8 protein-coding genes are annotated in these 15663 nt (G+C 59.4%); 2 read left to right on the forward strand and 6 right to left on the reverse strand.

All coding sequences use genetic code 11. From position 1 onward, the window contains the following. Positions 1-3: 3 nt before the first annotated feature. From PD282_RS24660 to PD282_RS24670, 3 genes are all read right to left on the reverse strand, one after another. Entirely contained in the window at positions 4-2139 is a 2136-nt protein-coding gene (locus tag PD282_RS24660; protein WP_274654115.1) for an ATP-binding SpoIIE family protein phosphatase, read from the reverse strand. Beyond that, positions 2130-3980 carry an AfsR/SARP family transcriptional regulator gene (locus tag PD282_RS24665; protein WP_274654117.1) on the reverse strand — a complete coding sequence of 617 codons (1851 nt, stop codon included), beginning with the start codon at positions 3978-3980 and terminating at the stop codon, positions 2130-2132. The genes PD282_RS24660 and PD282_RS24665 overlap by 10 nt, the downstream gene beginning before the upstream one ends. Positions 3981-4173: 193 nt before the next feature. Next, positions 4174-6651 (reverse strand): U32 family peptidase, encoded by a 2478-nt coding sequence (locus PD282_RS24670; protein ID WP_420832377.1) that lies wholly within the window; start codon positions 6649-6651, stop codon positions 4174-4176. Between the two features lie 319 nt (positions 6652-6970). Between PD282_RS24670 and PD282_RS24675 the strand changes: the two genes are divergently transcribed. Next, a complete protein-coding gene (locus PD282_RS24675; protein WP_274654121.1) occupies positions 6971-7939 on the forward strand; it encodes a sugar phosphate isomerase/epimerase family protein in 969 nt (322 codons plus the stop codon). 182 nt (positions 7940-8121) lie between these two features. On the opposite strand, the gene PD282_RS24680 is transcribed toward PD282_RS24675, so the two are convergent. Beyond that, on the reverse strand, positions 8122-8367 hold the full coding sequence (locus PD282_RS24680) for a hypothetical protein (protein WP_274654123.1): 246 nt from the start codon (positions 8365-8367) through the stop codon (positions 8122-8124). Between the two features lie 296 nt (positions 8368-8663). Here PD282_RS24680 and PD282_RS24685 point away from each other — a divergent pair, with 296 nt between their 5' ends. Beyond that, the gene (locus PD282_RS24685) at positions 8664-10274 is read left to right on the forward strand and encodes a nitrite/sulfite reductase (RefSeq protein WP_274654125.1); all 1611 of its coding nucleotides are present in this window, start codon (positions 8664-8666) and stop codon (positions 10272-10274) included. A gap of 406 nt (positions 10275-10680) precedes the next feature. Here PD282_RS24685 and uvrA read toward each other — a convergent pair whose 3' ends face one another. Both uvrA and uvrB read right to left on the reverse strand, forming a co-directional pair. After that, positions 10681-13566: an excinuclease ABC subunit UvrA gene (uvrA, locus tag PD282_RS24690; protein WP_274654127.1), complete on the reverse strand. Its 2886-nt coding sequence runs from the start codon at positions 13564-13566 to the stop codon at positions 10681-10683. An 18-nt stretch (positions 13567-13584) separates the two neighbouring features. Beyond that, positions 13585-15573: an excinuclease ABC subunit UvrB gene (uvrB, locus tag PD282_RS24695; protein ID WP_274654129.1), complete on the reverse strand. Its 1989-nt coding sequence runs from the start codon at positions 15571-15573 to the stop codon at positions 13585-13587. Positions 15574-15663 lie beyond the last annotated feature (90 nt).

Consider the following 15663-nt stretch of genomic DNA (forward strand, 5'->3'; position numbering starts at 1 on the left):
CTATTATAGACCGAGTCCGGCCTTTGTTTTCCGCATAAAGTACAGCTCGGTATAAAATCCCCGTTCGTCCCGCCCGGTAGACCAGTAATCCGCCAGCGAATCGATCAGCACAAGGCCCCATCCCCGCGGATCGTCGGATTCCCGCTTCTTCTCCATTTCCGCCTCGTCGCGCGCCACGTGCGGAAAATACCCGCCGCCCTCGTCGTATACTTTGCAGACGGTCAGGCGGCTTCCGATTTGAGCGACAACCGCCACGCGCGCGTCCTCACGCAGATTGTTCCCGTGCTCGATCGCGTTGACGATCGCTTCGGCGATCGCGCTCTGCACGTCCTCGCGCACGTTCGCCTCGGGCCAGGCCTCTTCGATCCAGGCGCCGAGCTCCAGCGCGACCCCGCGCTCTTCGCCCAGCCGGCTGTGAAGCGACCATTCGCGGTTCACAAACGGACCGGGCGGAAATCCGCCCGGAGAAACGCTGTCCGCCGCAATCGACGGCTTGCGCAGGTGAGCGGCCTGCTCCAGCACCACCACGGTACGGTCGTCGCCGCCATAACGGAACGTACGATCCAGACGATGGAGCCATTCGTCAACGAATCCGGACAGATCGCCGCTTGTTCCCCATTCGGCCAGCTCGGCCTCGAGCCCTTGGAAGCCGTACATCGTCCCGGCGGCGTCTTTGGCTTCGATCAGTCCGTCCGTATACAGGACCAGACGATCACCCGCTTTCATCGCGAACTCGGTCCGCTCATACCTCGCATCCGTATCGAAGCCGATCGGCAGCGAGCTGGATTCGACCGGTTTCGCCTCGCCTTCTGCCGAGACCAAATAAGGGGACAAATGCCCCGCGCTTGCATATTGGATCTTGTCCGTCGCCATATCGACGATGCCGACGCCGATGGAGACGGAGCCCTCTTCGCCCATCGCCTCGCACAGCTGCCGGTTGAGCCGCGACAGCGTTTCGGCCGATTCGCCGCAGCGCTTCACTTCCGCGCGAAACAAAAGAAGCAGCGCGGACATCATCAGCGCCGCCGGCATGCCTTTGCCCGACACGTCGCCGATCATGAACGCAAACCGGCTGGGGCCTAGCGACAGCACGTCGAAAAAATCGCCCCCGACGCCCCGGCTCTGCCGGCAGCGCGCGGCGATCCGGTACGAGCCGATCGTCAAATCGCCGGGCGGCAGCAGCTTCTCCTGCACGTTGTAGGCCAGCTTCAGCTCGCGCTCGAACGATTCGTATTCGCGGCCGATGCGGGCCTGCAGCTCGTTAAAGGCCAGCGCCAGCTCGCCCGTTTCGTCCCCCGAAATGACCGGCATCCGCGAGCCGATTCCTTCCCGTCCTCCGCTGACCAGCTCTCGGATCCGGCGGATCAATTCGCGAAGCTCCCGCTGGAACTGAAGCGTCACGAACCCGAACAGAAGGAGGCCGGCGGTGAAATAAAAGAAGGCGGCTCCGGCGAATACGTAAAGATTGACCCCTTTACCCGCTTCCCGGGCCGTGACGATCAATTGGAACAGGCTCAGCAGCGCGATCAAAAACGTTCCCGCATAAGTGATCAGCAGCGGCTGGGCGATCGAAGCGTGAGGGGTAAACCGGTCCGGCAGCGGCTGCACCCGCAGCAAAATCGGCCGCAGCAGCCTTCTGACGGCGGTGAACATGAAGATGCCGAGCGTGACCGACAGGCTTTGCTCCCCCGCTATTATGCCGAGCAGCCTTGGCCAATCGGCCTGCGCTAAACCCGCTGCGCCGCCGGAGCGAAGCTTGTCCGCAACGTGCGCCGCAATCGAAAACAGACAGCCGAGGACGCTCATGACGACAAGCAGCTCGTACGGCCAACGGAACAACCGGAACAAGGCGGACTGCTCCTGCTCCTTCGACCCGTTTTCGCGAAACCATTCATAGACCGGCTTCAGCCGGAGCCGGGTCAACCCGAACAGCGCGGCCGCAATGACCGAAGCGCACAGGAAGGCAATCGGCAGGCCGAACATGGGCAGGCTGGAGAGCGAGACGTTTAAGATCAGCACGTTTCCACCCAGCGCAATGACAAGTCCGACCAGAAGCGACACGGTGTAGAGAACCAGAAGGGACCGGGTCAGACTCGCTCCGGGACACGCAAACTCTTCCTTGCTCCTTCTCATCCCCATAACAGCCGCTGGATCTCCTCGTTCGGCCGGCTTCCCAGCTCTTCCTTGCAGACGCGTTCCAGCCGCCGGTACCAGCCGGCCGCTTCGGTCCGCCGTCCTTGACCGAGGTTATGCCGGATCATGAGCTCGTACGCTTCCTCCTGCTCGGGGCGAAACGAAATCCAGTCCGCCAGCCGCTGCTCCGCGCGAATATCGTCGCGGATTTCCGTATAATAAACGGCCAGCCGCTTCAGCATGATCGTCTGCCGGTCGAGCAGCTGCTCGCGAAGCCGTTCGAGCCAGTCCGTCTGGGGCAGCTCCGTTCCCAGCTTGCCGTAAATCGGAAGCGCTTCGTCGTACAGCCGGCATGCTTCCTCCCGGTCGTCCGTCCAAAGCTGGTCGCCGACGCGGGAGAGCGCCAAATATTTCTCGTAATCGACAACGTCGACCCACTGCTCTTCGATGCCGATGACGCCTCGCCGGGCGTAAACGGGATCGTCCGACAGTCCCATGTCCCGAAGCGTTTGGCGCAAATCGTGCAGCGTGACGTACAGCTGGTTCGACCGTTTCGCCGGATCGCCTTCGCCGAAGACCCGCTCGATGACCTGTTCCCGGCTTGCCCGGTACCCCGGCTGCACGAGCAAATAAACGAGCAGCTCCCCCGCTTTCCGGCGCTTCCAGACGGGCCGGGCTTCCTCCGAGCCGATGCGGCCGAAGGAAATACCGTCGAACAGCTTGACGCGCCATTTGGCGATCCCGCCGTCCGCTCGACCCGGCCCGTTCGCCGGCGGTGCGCCGTCATAGGCGGGATTTAGGCTGGGGTCGCCGATCACTTCGTCGACAAGCGCCTTGTCCGAAGACGGATCAAACTCCGCCGCGCCCGGCGGCAGCCAGGCCGCCGCATGTTCATTTTCGCGCGCCGCATGAATTTCTTCGGCAAGCGAGGCGGCAAGCCGCCGCATCGCCGGCGCCGCTCCGCTTCGCAGCAGCAATGTGAGCGTATTCAACTCGGCCGCCGCCCCGTGCACCTCACCGCTGCGGAGCGCCCGCCTGATTTTAGCCGCAGAAGCATATTGAAGGATTTCGATGTCCTCCGCCAGAGGCTCATCCGGCTGTTCGTCCGCCGCGCCCGACAGTACCGCCCTGCACAAATAGGCATAACGCCCGGGCAGCGAGGCGTACAGCTCCTCGTTCCCCGAACGGTTTGCCAGCAGTTCGCCAAGCGCTTTCCCGTACCGGGCTTCCGAAGCGTGCCTTTTGATCCAGCGCACCCACAGCTCCCATTCCGTTCCGTCGATCGTGACCGGGTCAAACAGGAGCCGGTCGAGCAGGGCGAATGCCGCCCAGACCGGTTTCCCTTCCCGGCGGAAACCGTCCGCAGCCTCGTAAAACAGCTCCGATGCGCCCGGTGCGCCGCGTTCGGCGCCGGTCGACGGGCTTACCCCCTCCAACAGCCTCGCCAACGCCCAGGGGACAAAGCCGCTGCACCGCTCGGGCGACCGCGCCCATTCCTGCTCCAGCAGCAGGAGAACGGGCTTCGCTTCAATCCTGTCGCCAACCTGACCGTAGAGCAGCGCCAGCATGCCCATCATAGTAAGCATCGCCTGCTCGTCCGCTTGGGCGGCGTACCCTTTGAGCGCCGTTTCCAGCCGTTTTTTCGTCACATGAACGTTTCCGCTCAGCAGTCCGTCCTCGCATTCCGCGCGCAGGAGTACCGGGGATTTCAACCGATAAGCATCCGGAATGGAACGAAGCTCCTCAAGCTGAAGCATGCCGCCGTCCAAAATAGCCCGTTCGAATGCGAGCACCTTGTCGCTCCAAGCATCGCCGAGCTCGTTCCCGCTTGCTTTATTGCGATCCATCTTCATGCCCTCACCATATTCCCCATATTTCTTCAGCCAACCGCATCCGACGTCCGTCGCTAATGGTGTACCGATACTGGTACTATTCGCCTAATCCGTTCAAAACCCTTCCGGCTGCTTCAATCGGCGGCAGAAAGTTGGCATTCCGTAGCATGAACGGTCGAAAGATGGAACGCTTCCAGCCGATTTCGCGTTATTTCGCCAATTGTCCGCGGGTCACCCCAAGCTGGTTGATCGCTTTCAGGCTGCGCCATACGTGCGTGCCGCCGATCCGCCCGGCCAGCGCTTCCCCGTAAAGCCCGATCACCTCCGCCGCTTTATCCGCCGTTTCCTCCAGAAATTCGATCCGGAACGAAGCGACGCCAAGATCGGCGAATTGACGCAAATATTCCGCACCGGATTGCTCGATCGCGTTGTAGACCGTGTTGCGGCATCCTTCATCGACGCGCACCGGGTGCGACATGCCGATCCGGTCCTGCAGCGATACGCGGTGCTCCTCGCACGGGCGGCCGCAATTCGTATAATCCGTGCCGTCGCTCAGGAATGTGCAGTACACGCAGTGCTCCGTATGGAACATCGGCAGATGCTGATGGATGACGACTTCCATCCTGGACGTATCGCTGCGTTTGAGCAGGTCCAGCATCTGCTGGACGTTCAAATCGTACGAAGGCGTCACCAGGCTGCAGCCCGCGACGGTAAACAGGTCCGCCGTCTTGTGGTTGGCAATGTTCAGCGAGAAATCGCCGATCAGCTCGGGAAAAGGTTCGCCCGGGCGTTCCGAACGCGCCTTCATGTAATAATAAAGCGCCCCCGTGTTGCGGACGAGCACGGCATCCGGCTGCAGCTTAAGGATGTTCGCATGGTAGCCGTTCTCGCCTGGCATATGGATACGCGGCGTCGCCAGCGCGATACGTTTGCCCGCGCTTCGCGCCATTTCGACGGCGGCTGGAAACTGCTTGATAAACTCGAAATCGGCATAGATCAGGCCGACCGGGGAACTAGCCGCCGCCTCGATTTGCGGCAGGCTGCGGCACAGCGCCGTCAGCTGCGCAGCCGGCGTCTTCGCCGACGCCCCGGCTCTCCCGCGGGAATCGCCCGCGGCGTTCACAAGGAGCACATCCGCATAGACGTCGGCCGCCCGCTTAATATAGACCGGGGGCTTCGGCCGTTCGCCGGCCAGCCGCTCGACCGCTTCGCGGCGCATCCGGTTCAGCTCGCGGATCGGGAGAATCAAATCGCCCTGCAGCTCAGCCTCGAGCGACTCAAGCTGATAAATTGTCCCGCCGAGCCGTCCGAGCTGCTCGCTCAGCAGCTCCTCGTCCATCGGGCGTTTCTCCGCCCGCTCCAGCGGCAGTCCGGAGACGACCTCGACGGCCGTTCCTTTCTGCACGTCGGTCCAGCGCGTCCGCAGCGGCTCACCGCTAACGCCGCTCACTTCGACCTTCAGCGGGAAGACGCGATACGGCTTCTCGGTCTCGAAGGTGGCGCGCAGCCGCCTGTCGAGCGCCGGATCGCTCGTCTTCCAGATCCGGTCGCCGATATGCACGCGCCTAAGATCAACGTCATGGCGGCCCGGAACAAGCTCAAGCACGATTCCTTCCTGAGCTTCGCCCTCCAGCTTCGCGCCCTGACGCCGCAAATCGTACACCCGTCCGCCCTCTTCCTTCTTCGTCGGATCGCCGGCATCGAAAACGATGCCGTCGCCGCGCTTCAGCGGCGCCTCGATGCGGCAGACGACGCCGTCCTGCAGCACCCGTTCCACGCGGCCGAGATAAACGCCCCGGCTTTTCGGAAACGTGCCCTCCACAAGCTGCTTGTTGTTCGTTCCTTTCAGAAAGCCGTGCGTAAAGCCGCGCGAGAAGCTCTGCTGCAGCTCCCGCAGCTCTTCCTTCGAGGGGGCCGACCGATCGCCTTCGAAATAGCGGTCGATGGCGGCGCGGTATTTGCTCACGACGTTGGCCACGTATTCGGGGCTTTTCAAGCGGCCCTCGATTTTGAACGATGCCACGCCCGCTTCGATCAGCTCCGGAATGATCTCGATCGCCGCCAGGTCCTTCGGCGAAAGCAGGTAGGCCACATCGCCCATCGGCTTCCGCTCCCCGTCGACCAGCAGATCGTAGGGCAGCCGGCACGCCTGCGCGCATTCGCCGCGGTTGGCCGAGCGGCCTCCCCACATCTCGGATGTAAGGCATTGGCCGGAGTAGGAAACGCAAAGCGCCCCGTGCACGAATACCTCCATGGGCAGCTTCGCCTGCTCGCCGATCGTCCGGATCTGCTTCAAATTGTTTTCCCGTCCCAACACGACGCGTTCGATGTCGAACGGCTTCGTGAATTCGACCGCTTCGGGCGAAGTGATCGTCATCTGCGTAGAGCCGTGGATCGGGAAATCGGGCGAGATCTCGCGGATCAGCTTCACCAGGCCGAGATCCTGCACGATGACGGCATCCACACCCGCGTCGATGCATGCCTCGACCAGCTTTTTCGCTTCCTCCAGCTCGTTCTCGAAGACGAGAATGTTGAACGTGAGGAAGCCTTTAACTCCGTAGCTGTGCAGAAACGCCATAATGTCCGGCAGCTCGTCCATTTGAAAATTGTTCGCCCGCGCCCGCGCGTTGAATTTTTCCACGCCGAAAAAAATCGCGTCCGCCCCGTTCGCCACAGCCGCCCGCATGCATTCCCAATCTCCCGCCGGAGCCAGCAGCTCGACCTGACGTCGTTCGATAACGTTTGATATTGTCACTGTATATTCCGCCATCCTTTTTATGGTTCGTTCATATGATGTACAACCAAGTTTACCAGAGCGAGCCCCCCGATTCCACCGAAAACGAATGGCAGAATGCAGGCTAAAACGCTTGCATTCATTTGTCTTTTTTGTATGCGATTTTGTTATTGGCATCAGCTTCATGTCAACGGGGCCGTTTGCGCATGCTATAATAGGGCTTGTCCAGCTTTAAGACAGTCATATGATTAATGGGAGGAATATCAATCCGATGAAACTCGGCGTATTTTCCGTACTGTTCGCACAGAAGACGTTCGAAGAGTCTCTCGACTACATCGCATCCAAAGGACTCGAAGCGATTGAAATCGGCACCGGCGGCTACCCGGGCAACGCGCACTGCGATCCCGACCAGCTGTTAGCCGACGAAAGCAAGCTGAAGGCGTTCAAAGCGGCGGTCGACGCCCGCGGACTGACGATCAGTGCGCTGAGCTGCCATGCGAATCCGCTTCACCCGCAAAAAGCGATCTCGAGCGAGCACGATGCGGTCATCCGCAAAACGATCGAGCTGGCCTCGAGGCTCGGCGTACCGGTTGTCAATACGTTCTCCGGCTGCCCGGGCGACCATGAAAACGCGAAATATCCGAACTGGCCGGTCGCGCCTTGGCCGAACGATTACCAGGACATTTTGAAATGGCAGTGGGAAGCGAAGGTCATTCCGTACTGGTCCGAAATCGGCAAGCTCGCTACCGAGCGCAACGTTAAAATCGGCCTCGAGCTGCACGGCGGCTTCTCGGTCCATACACCGGCGACGCTGCTTCGACTCCGCGAAGCTGCAGGCGAAGCGATTGGCGCCAACCTCGACCCAAGCCACATGTGGTGGCAGGGCATCGATCCGGTTCAAGCCGTTCAAATTCTCGGCCGCGCCGGCGCGATTCATCATTTCCACGCGAAGGATACTTCGATCGATCCGATCAACGTCAACAAGCATGGCGTAACGGATATGCAGTCTTATACGATGATGCTCGACCGCGCTTGGCAGTTCCGTACGGTCGGTTTCGGCCACGACATGAAGACTTGGGCGGACATCATCAGCGCCCTGCGTCTGGTCGGCTACGACTACGTCGTTAGCATCGAGCATGAAGACGGGTTGATGTCCGTGGAAGAAGGCTTCACGAAAGCCGTCGAAAACCTGCAGCAGGTGCTCATTCGCGAGCCGCTCGGGGAAATGTGGTGGGTGTAACCGGCTCATCGGCCGGCTTACAAGCAGCAGGCTGACTCCGTTTCCGGTGTCAGCCTGTTTTTCTGCGCATGGCACGACGTATCTGGCGAAGAGTCCGCCTTTTCTCCGGAAACGAATAAACCGCCAAGCTCCGGCAATTCGGAAGCCTGGCGGTTTGAACGGCGCGCGCCGCTAACGTTCGATCAGCTGAGCCACACTTTGAAGATCATGACATAGTTTGCGAAGAGGAAGACGGCAAGCGCAAGGGTTGCAAATCCGATCGCGAATTTGTTTTTCTTCGGGCGTGCCATCAGCAGTCGCACCCAGCCGATGAAGATCAGGATGGTAAACAGCAGCATAACGATGTCGAACGGATCGAATTTGCTGATCGGCGCCGCTGCCGGTGCCGCAGCCGCTGCTGCGGTGGCAGCATTATCTGCAAGAAACATGGGAGACCTCCTTAATTTCGCACGTAGCCTATATTAGCTAATGTTAGCCGCTGCGTGCCAATGTTGCAAGTCCGAATTGCGATTCGTAACAACTTTGTCACCATTGCGATGGCTATGAAAAACGCCTCAATATAATCGCAGGCAATACGCCGCATAATAAAGTCTTATAAAACGATTCTACTGCTTCCATTGTCGATGCCGGGATTATGTGGTACCATTTTTGTAGATAATTCATAGCTGAATCGTCGGAATTACTGTTGGCGCCGGCATTCGCATGAGCGAGGAGGATTTTGACCATGGCTTACGAAGCCGTTTGGATGAAAGAACCGTCCAAATTGAATAAATTCGAATTCGTCAAACATGAAAAGGACGGGCTCGATGTCATCCGTACCATCATCGACAACTATTCGAAGGAAGGCTATGCTTCCATTCCGGAAGACGACATGAACCGGTTTAAATGGGCCGGCGTTTACGAGCAAAAGCCGAAGGATGGCCACTTCATGATGCGCGTCCGCATCAACACCGGCATTATGACAAGCGCGCAGGCCCGCGCACTCGCTTCGATCGCCCGGGATTACGGGCGCGATCTGATGGATGTAACGACACGTCAAGCGATTCAGTTCCATTGGCTGCAAATCGAGAATATGCCGGATATTTTCAACCGCCTCGAAGCGGTCGGCTTGTACTCGTATGAAGCTTGCGGCGACTGCCCGCGGACCATCGTCGGCAACCCGCTCGCCGGCATCGACAAGGACGAGCTGATCGATACGGTCGACATTGTAAATCAGGTTAACGATTTCTTCCTGTTGAACCGGGATTTCTCGAACCTGCCCCGCAAATATAAAATGTCCATCTCTGGCAACATTTATAACAATGCCAACGCGGAGATCAACGACCTTGCGTTCGTGCCCGCCGTGAAAGAAATCGACGGCCAGGAAGTGATCGGCTTCCACGCTTACGTTGGCGGAGGCCTGTCGGCGAAGCCGCACCTGGCGAAGGAGCTCGATCTATTCGTCCGTCCGGACGAGGTGCTGAAAGTCGCCATCGGCGTCACGACGATTTTCCGCGACTACGGCTACCGCGAGAAACGCCATCAGGCGCGTCTCAAGTTTCTCGTTGCCGACTGGGGTCCGGAAAAATTCAAAGAAAAGCTGCTCGAAATTATCGGCGATATGCCGTCCAAGGGCGAGAACAAAATGCTCGGCTGGAACGCCGTTTATTATGACGGCGTATACCCCCAGAAACAAGCCGGTTATAACTTTATCGGCCTGAATGTTCCGGTCGGCCGGACGAACGCCGACGAATTTGAACAGCTGGCCGATCTCGCAGATCAATACGGCGAAGGTAAAATCCGCACGACAATGTCGCAAAACATCATCATCAGCGGCGTTCCGGACGACAAGGTCGAAGAGGCGCTTAAAGCGCCCGTTCTGCGCCGCCTGTCGCCGAATGCCAAAGCGTTCATGAGCCGCACCGTATCGTGCACGGGCAACGAATTTTGCAATCTGGCCGTTGTGGAAACGAAAGTACGCGCACACCGCGTCGCCGAATTTTTGGATTCGGCTATCGAGCTGGATGAGAAAATCCGCATTCATTTCATCGGCTGCCCGAACGCCTGCGGCCAGAAGCATATTGCCGATATCGGTCTGCAGGGCGCGCTGGTCAAAACACCGGAAGGCATGGTCGACGCGTTCGACATTGCCGTCGGCGGTACGCTCGGCCCCAACGCATCGTTTAATACCGCGCTGAAAGGCCGTGTCAAAGGCGACGACGTCGGCGGCGTGCTTGTGAAGCTGATTGGATTTTACAAGGAAAACCGTTCGGCCGGCGAATCGTTTAACGGATTCGTGAAGCGCGTCGGCGTGCCGGCGTTCCAAGAAAAGCTGAATGAAATTTTAGCCGGTTAACTATTTAGCCGATCGAAAAGCCTTCGGAGATGAAGCTCCGGAGGTTTTTTCGTGTCGGCATCGGACAAGAAGAAACAGCCGGCGCGTCTTAAGGCGCGCGGAACAAGCTTCTCCCTTTGATCGATAGCGGAGGAAGGCGAAACGTGAATCATGCAGCAGAAATAACCCCGTCTTTCCGAAAGGCTTGATCCGGAAAGACGGGGTTAATTGTTCACGGCATAAACGACGATACGGATTCCGGTCTGTCGCTTCAATTTAACCGTACAGAGAAGTAACACTTCCACTCCAGTCGGGTACGGACTGCGGCCGGGACGGCTTCCAATCGTCACTTCCCCTTAGCTTGAGCGGGGAAAATAGCGAACGGAAGGTCCAGCCTACGGCGCCTGGAGGTTTAACCCAGCCGATGTTAATCCGCCCTCCCGGCTGCCACTCCCTCCTCCGCTTCGCGCTTTGCAATCGTGCGCGCGCGGTCGCGCTCCAAAATCGGCTTCAAGTATTGGCCGGTATAGGAGGCTTTCGTTTTCACCACTTGCTCCGGCGTACCGGTGGCTACGATCATGCCGCCGCCGCTGCCGCCCTCCGGCCCGAGATCGATCAAGTAGTCAGCTGTCTTGATTACATCCAAATTATGCTCGATGACAAGCACCGATTCGCCGGAATCGACAAGACGGTGCAGCACGACGAGCAGCCGGTCGATATCGTCGACGTGCAGGCCGGTGGTCGGCTCGTCGAGAATATACATCGTTTTGCCCGTGCTGCGGCGGTACAGCTCGGCAGCGAGCTTCACGCGCTGCGCCTCTCCGCCGGACAGCGTTGTTGCCGGCTGGCCGAGGTTCATATAGCCCAGGCCGACATCGAGCAGCGTCTGCAGCTTGCGGTGGATGCGCGGAATGTTTTTAAAAAACTCGCAAGCGTCCTCAATCGTCATCCCCAGCACTTCGGCGATGCTTTTGCCTTTGTACTTCACGTCGAGCGTCTCGCGATTGTACCGTTTGCCCTTGCACACCTCGCAAGGTACGTAGACGTCCGGCAGGAAGTGCATCTCGATCTTGATGATGCCGTCGCCGCGGCACGATTCGCAGCGCCCGCCCTTGACGTTAAAGCTGAAGCGTCCTTTCTTGTAGCCGCGGACCTTCGCTTCGTTCGTCGACGCGAAAACGTCGCGGATGTCGTCGAACACACCGGTGTACGTCGCCGGATTGGAACGCGGCGTGCGGCCGATCGGCGACTGATCGATATCGATGACCTTCTCGATATGCTCCAGACCGCGGATCTCCTTATGCTCGCCCGGCCGCACCTTCGCTTTGTTCAGATCGCGCGCCAGCGTTTTATATAAAATCTCGTTTACGAGCGTCGATTTGCCCGACCCCGATACGCCGGTCACGGCCGTAAACACGCCGAGCGGGATCTTGACGTTAATGCCGCGCAAATTGTTTTCTTTCGCTCCGCGCACCTCGAGCCACTTGTCGCCCGTCTCGCGGCGGGTCAGCGGCACCGGAATGAACCGGCGGCCGCTCAAATAGGCGCCGGTCAGCGAATTTTCGTCCGCCATCACTTCCTGCGGCGTCCCTTGCGACACAACCTGACCGCCGTGAATGCCCGCGCCGGGACCGATGTCGATAATGTAATCGGAGGCCAGCATCGTGTCTTCGTCGTGCTCGACGACGATCAGCGTGTTGCCGAGATTGCGCATATGCTCCAGCGTCTGGATCAGCTTGTCGTTATCGCGCTGGTGCAGACCGATGCTCGGCTCGTCCAGGATATACAGGACGCCCATCAGGCTGGAGCCGATCTGCGTCGCGAGCCGGATCCGCTGCGCTTCACCGCCGGACAGCGTTCCCGCGGAACGGCTGAGCGACAAATACTCCAGCCCGACGTTGACGAGGAAGCCGAGCCGGCTGTTGATCTCCCTCAAAATCAGATTCGCAATCGTAAGCTCCTTCTCGTTCAGGTCGAGACCGCCGAAGAAGCGCTGGGCTTCACCAATCGAAAGCGAGGTCACATACGCGATATTTTGCTTGCCGACCGTTACGGCCAGGCTTTCCTTGCGCAGCCGCTTGCCCTTGCAGCTGCCGCACGGCTTGGCGCTCATGTACTGCTCGATATGCTCGCGGATGCCGTCCGAGCCCGTCTCGCGGTAACGGCGCTCCAGGTTGTGCACGATGCCCTCGAAGGGGACGTATGCTTCCTTCGTGTAGCCGAAATCGTTCTCGTAGCGGAACCGCACCCGCTCTCCGCCCGTCCCGTACAGCAGCTTCTTCATTTGCTCGGGAGACAGATCCTTGACCGGAACGTTCGTCGGAATGCGGTAATGCTGGCAAACGGCATCCAGAAACTGCGGATAGTAGTTGGAGGTGCTGCCTGCCCATGCCTCAAAAGCGCCTTCGAAAATCGACTTCGACGGATCGGAGACAAGCAGGTCGGGATCGACGATCATTTTCGCCCCGAGACCGTCGCACTCCGGACAAGCTCCGAACGGGCTGTTGAACGAAAACATGCGCGGCGCCAGCTCGTCGATGCTGAACCCGCACTGCGGGCACGCAAGGTTCGAGCTGAACAGCAGCTCTTCCTTCTCCATGACGTCGACCAGCACCTGGCCGCCGGAAAGCTTAAGCGCCGTCTCGATCGAATCGGCGAGCCGGCTTCCGATATCCGACTTGACGACGATCCGGTCAACGACAACCCCGATGGTGTGCTTCTTGTTCTTGTCGAGCTCGATCTTCTCGCTCAGCTCGCGCATCTCGCCGTTGACGCGGACGCGGACGAAGCCCTGCTTCTGGATATCGGCGAACAGCTTCGTGTGCTCCCCTTTGCGTCCGGAAACGATCGGGGCCAAAATTTGCAGCCGCGTCCGCTCCGGATATTCCATCAGCCGGTCGACCATCTGCTCCACCGTCTGCGATGTGATCTCGATGCCGTGATCGGGACAATGCGGCTTCCCGATGCGGGCGAACAGCAGCCGCAAATAATCGTAAATTTCCGTTACGGTGCCGACCGTCGAACGAGGGTTGCGGCTGGTCGTCTTCTGGTCGATGGAAATCGCCGGCGACAGGCCGTCGATCGAATCGACGTCCGGCTTCTCCATCTGCCCGAGAAACTGACGCGCGTAGGCGGACAGCGATTCGACGTAGCGGCGCTGCCCTTCCGCGTAAATCGTATCGAACGCCAGCGACGACTTGCCCGAGCCGCTCAGCCCCGTCAACACGACAAACCGGTCGCGCGGAATGGTGACGTCGATGTTTTTCAAATTGTGGGCTCGCGCCCCTTTAATGACAATCGAATCGCTGGCCACTTAAAGTTTCTCCTCCCGTTAAGCCGTTTCCGCCTTCAGCTCAAGCAGGGCGTCGCGAAGCTCAGCCGCACGCTCGAACTGCAGGTTTTTCGCCGCTTCCTTCATCTCCGCCTCCAAGCGCTGAATCAGCGACTGGCGTTCCTTCTTGCTCATCTTGTCGACGCTCGGACCGGTTAAATATTCGCTCTTCTGCTCGGCGACCTTGGTCGCTTCGATCACGTTGTAGATGCGCTTTCGGATCGTCTGCGGCGTAATGCCGTGCTTCTCGTTGTAGGCGATCTGGATCGCGCGGCGGCGTTCCGTCTCGAAAATCGCCTTCTCCATTGACTCGGTGATTTTGTCGGCGTACATAATGACGCGGCCGTCGGAGTTGCGCGCCGCCCGCCCGATCGTCTGGATCATCGACCGTTCGGAACGGAGGAATCCTTCCTTATCCGCATCCAGAATGGCGACAAGCGATACTTCCGGCAGGTCCAGCCCTTCCCGCAGCAGATTGATGCCGACGAGCACATGAAAGGTGCCGATCCGCAGGTCGCGCAAAATCTGCATCCGCTCCAGCGTCTTGATGTCCGAATGCAGATACCGTACCTTGATGCCGACGTCCTTCAAATAATCGGTCAGGTCCTCCGACATTTTCTTGGTCAGTGTCGTAACGAGCACGCGCTCGTCCTTGGCCAGCCGCTCCCGGATTTCGCCGAGCAGGTCGTCGATCTGCCCTTTCGTCTTGCGCACTTCGACGATCGGATCCAGCAGCCCGGTCGGCCGGATGATCTGCTCCACCATCGTCGGGCAGTGCTCCAGCTCGTAAGGCCCCGGCGTTGCGGACACATAGATCAGCTGTCCTGCCTTCTCCTCGAACTCCTCGAAGCGAAGCGGCCGGTTGTCGAGTGCGGACGGCAGCCGGAAGCCGTGATCGACCAGCACCTCCTTGCGCGCCCGGTCGCCGTTGTACATCGCCCGGATCTGCGGCAGCGTCTGGTGGGATTCGTCAATAACGATCAACATATCGTCGGGAAAATAATCGAACAGCGTATATGGCGTCGCGCCGCGTTCACGGAACGTGAGCGGCCCCGAATAGTTCTCGATGCCGGAGCAGAACCCCATCTCCGCCATCATCTCCAGGTCGTAGCGGGTCCGCTGCTCCAGCCGCTGCGCCTCCAGCAGCTTGCCCTGTCCGCGCAGCTCGGCGAGCCGCTCCTCCAGCTCCGCTTCGATATTCTTCAGTGCCACGCGCATCGTCTCCTCGCGCGTCACGAAGTGGGAGGCCGGAAAAATCGCGACATGATCGCGTTCGCCGACGATTTCGCCCGTCAGCACGTCGATCTCGGTAATGCGCTCGATTTCATCGCCGAACAGCTCGACGCGGATCGCCCGCTCGTTGTTGGCAACCGGAAAAATTTCAACGATATCGCCGCGCACGCGGAACGTTCCCCGAATGAAATTGATATCGTTGCGCTGGTACTGGATGTCGACGAGCTTGTGCAGGATTTGGTCCCGCGGCTTCTCCATGCCGACGCGCAGGCTTAGCACCAGCTCCCTGTATTCGAGCGGCGAACCGAGACCGTAGATGCACGAGACGCTCGCGACAATAATGACGTCGCGCCGTTCGAAGAGCGAGCTGGTCGCCGAGTGACGCAGCTTGTCGATTTCGTCGTTAATGCTCGAGTCCTTCTCGATGTACGTATCCGAAGACGGGATATAAGCCTCCGGCTGGTAATAGTCGTAGTAGCTGACGAAGTAGGACACGGCGTTGTCCGGAAAAAACTCCTGGAACTCGCTGCACAGCTGCGCCGCCAGCGTCTTGTTGTGGGCGATGACGAGCGTCGGCCGGTTCAGCTGCGCAATCGTGTTGGCAATCGTATACGTTTTGCCCGTGCCCGTCGCACCGAGCAGCGTCTGATGCCTCATCCCTGCTTCGACGCCCTCCACCAGCTTGCGGATCGCCTGCGGCTGATCGCCCTGCGGCCGGTATTCGGATTTCAGCTGAAACAGCTGCGCCTTGCTCATGTTCGCCTGCACCCCAATCCTATGTTTTCTATGAATAAAGGCCTATTAAAAGGTATGCCCATATTTCCCGATAAAATAGACAGCGTCGCA

The organism is Paenibacillus humicola (assembly GCF_028826105.1).
Classification (GTDB): domain Bacteria; phylum Bacillota; class Bacilli; order Paenibacillales; family Paenibacillaceae; genus Paenibacillus_Z; species Paenibacillus_Z humicola.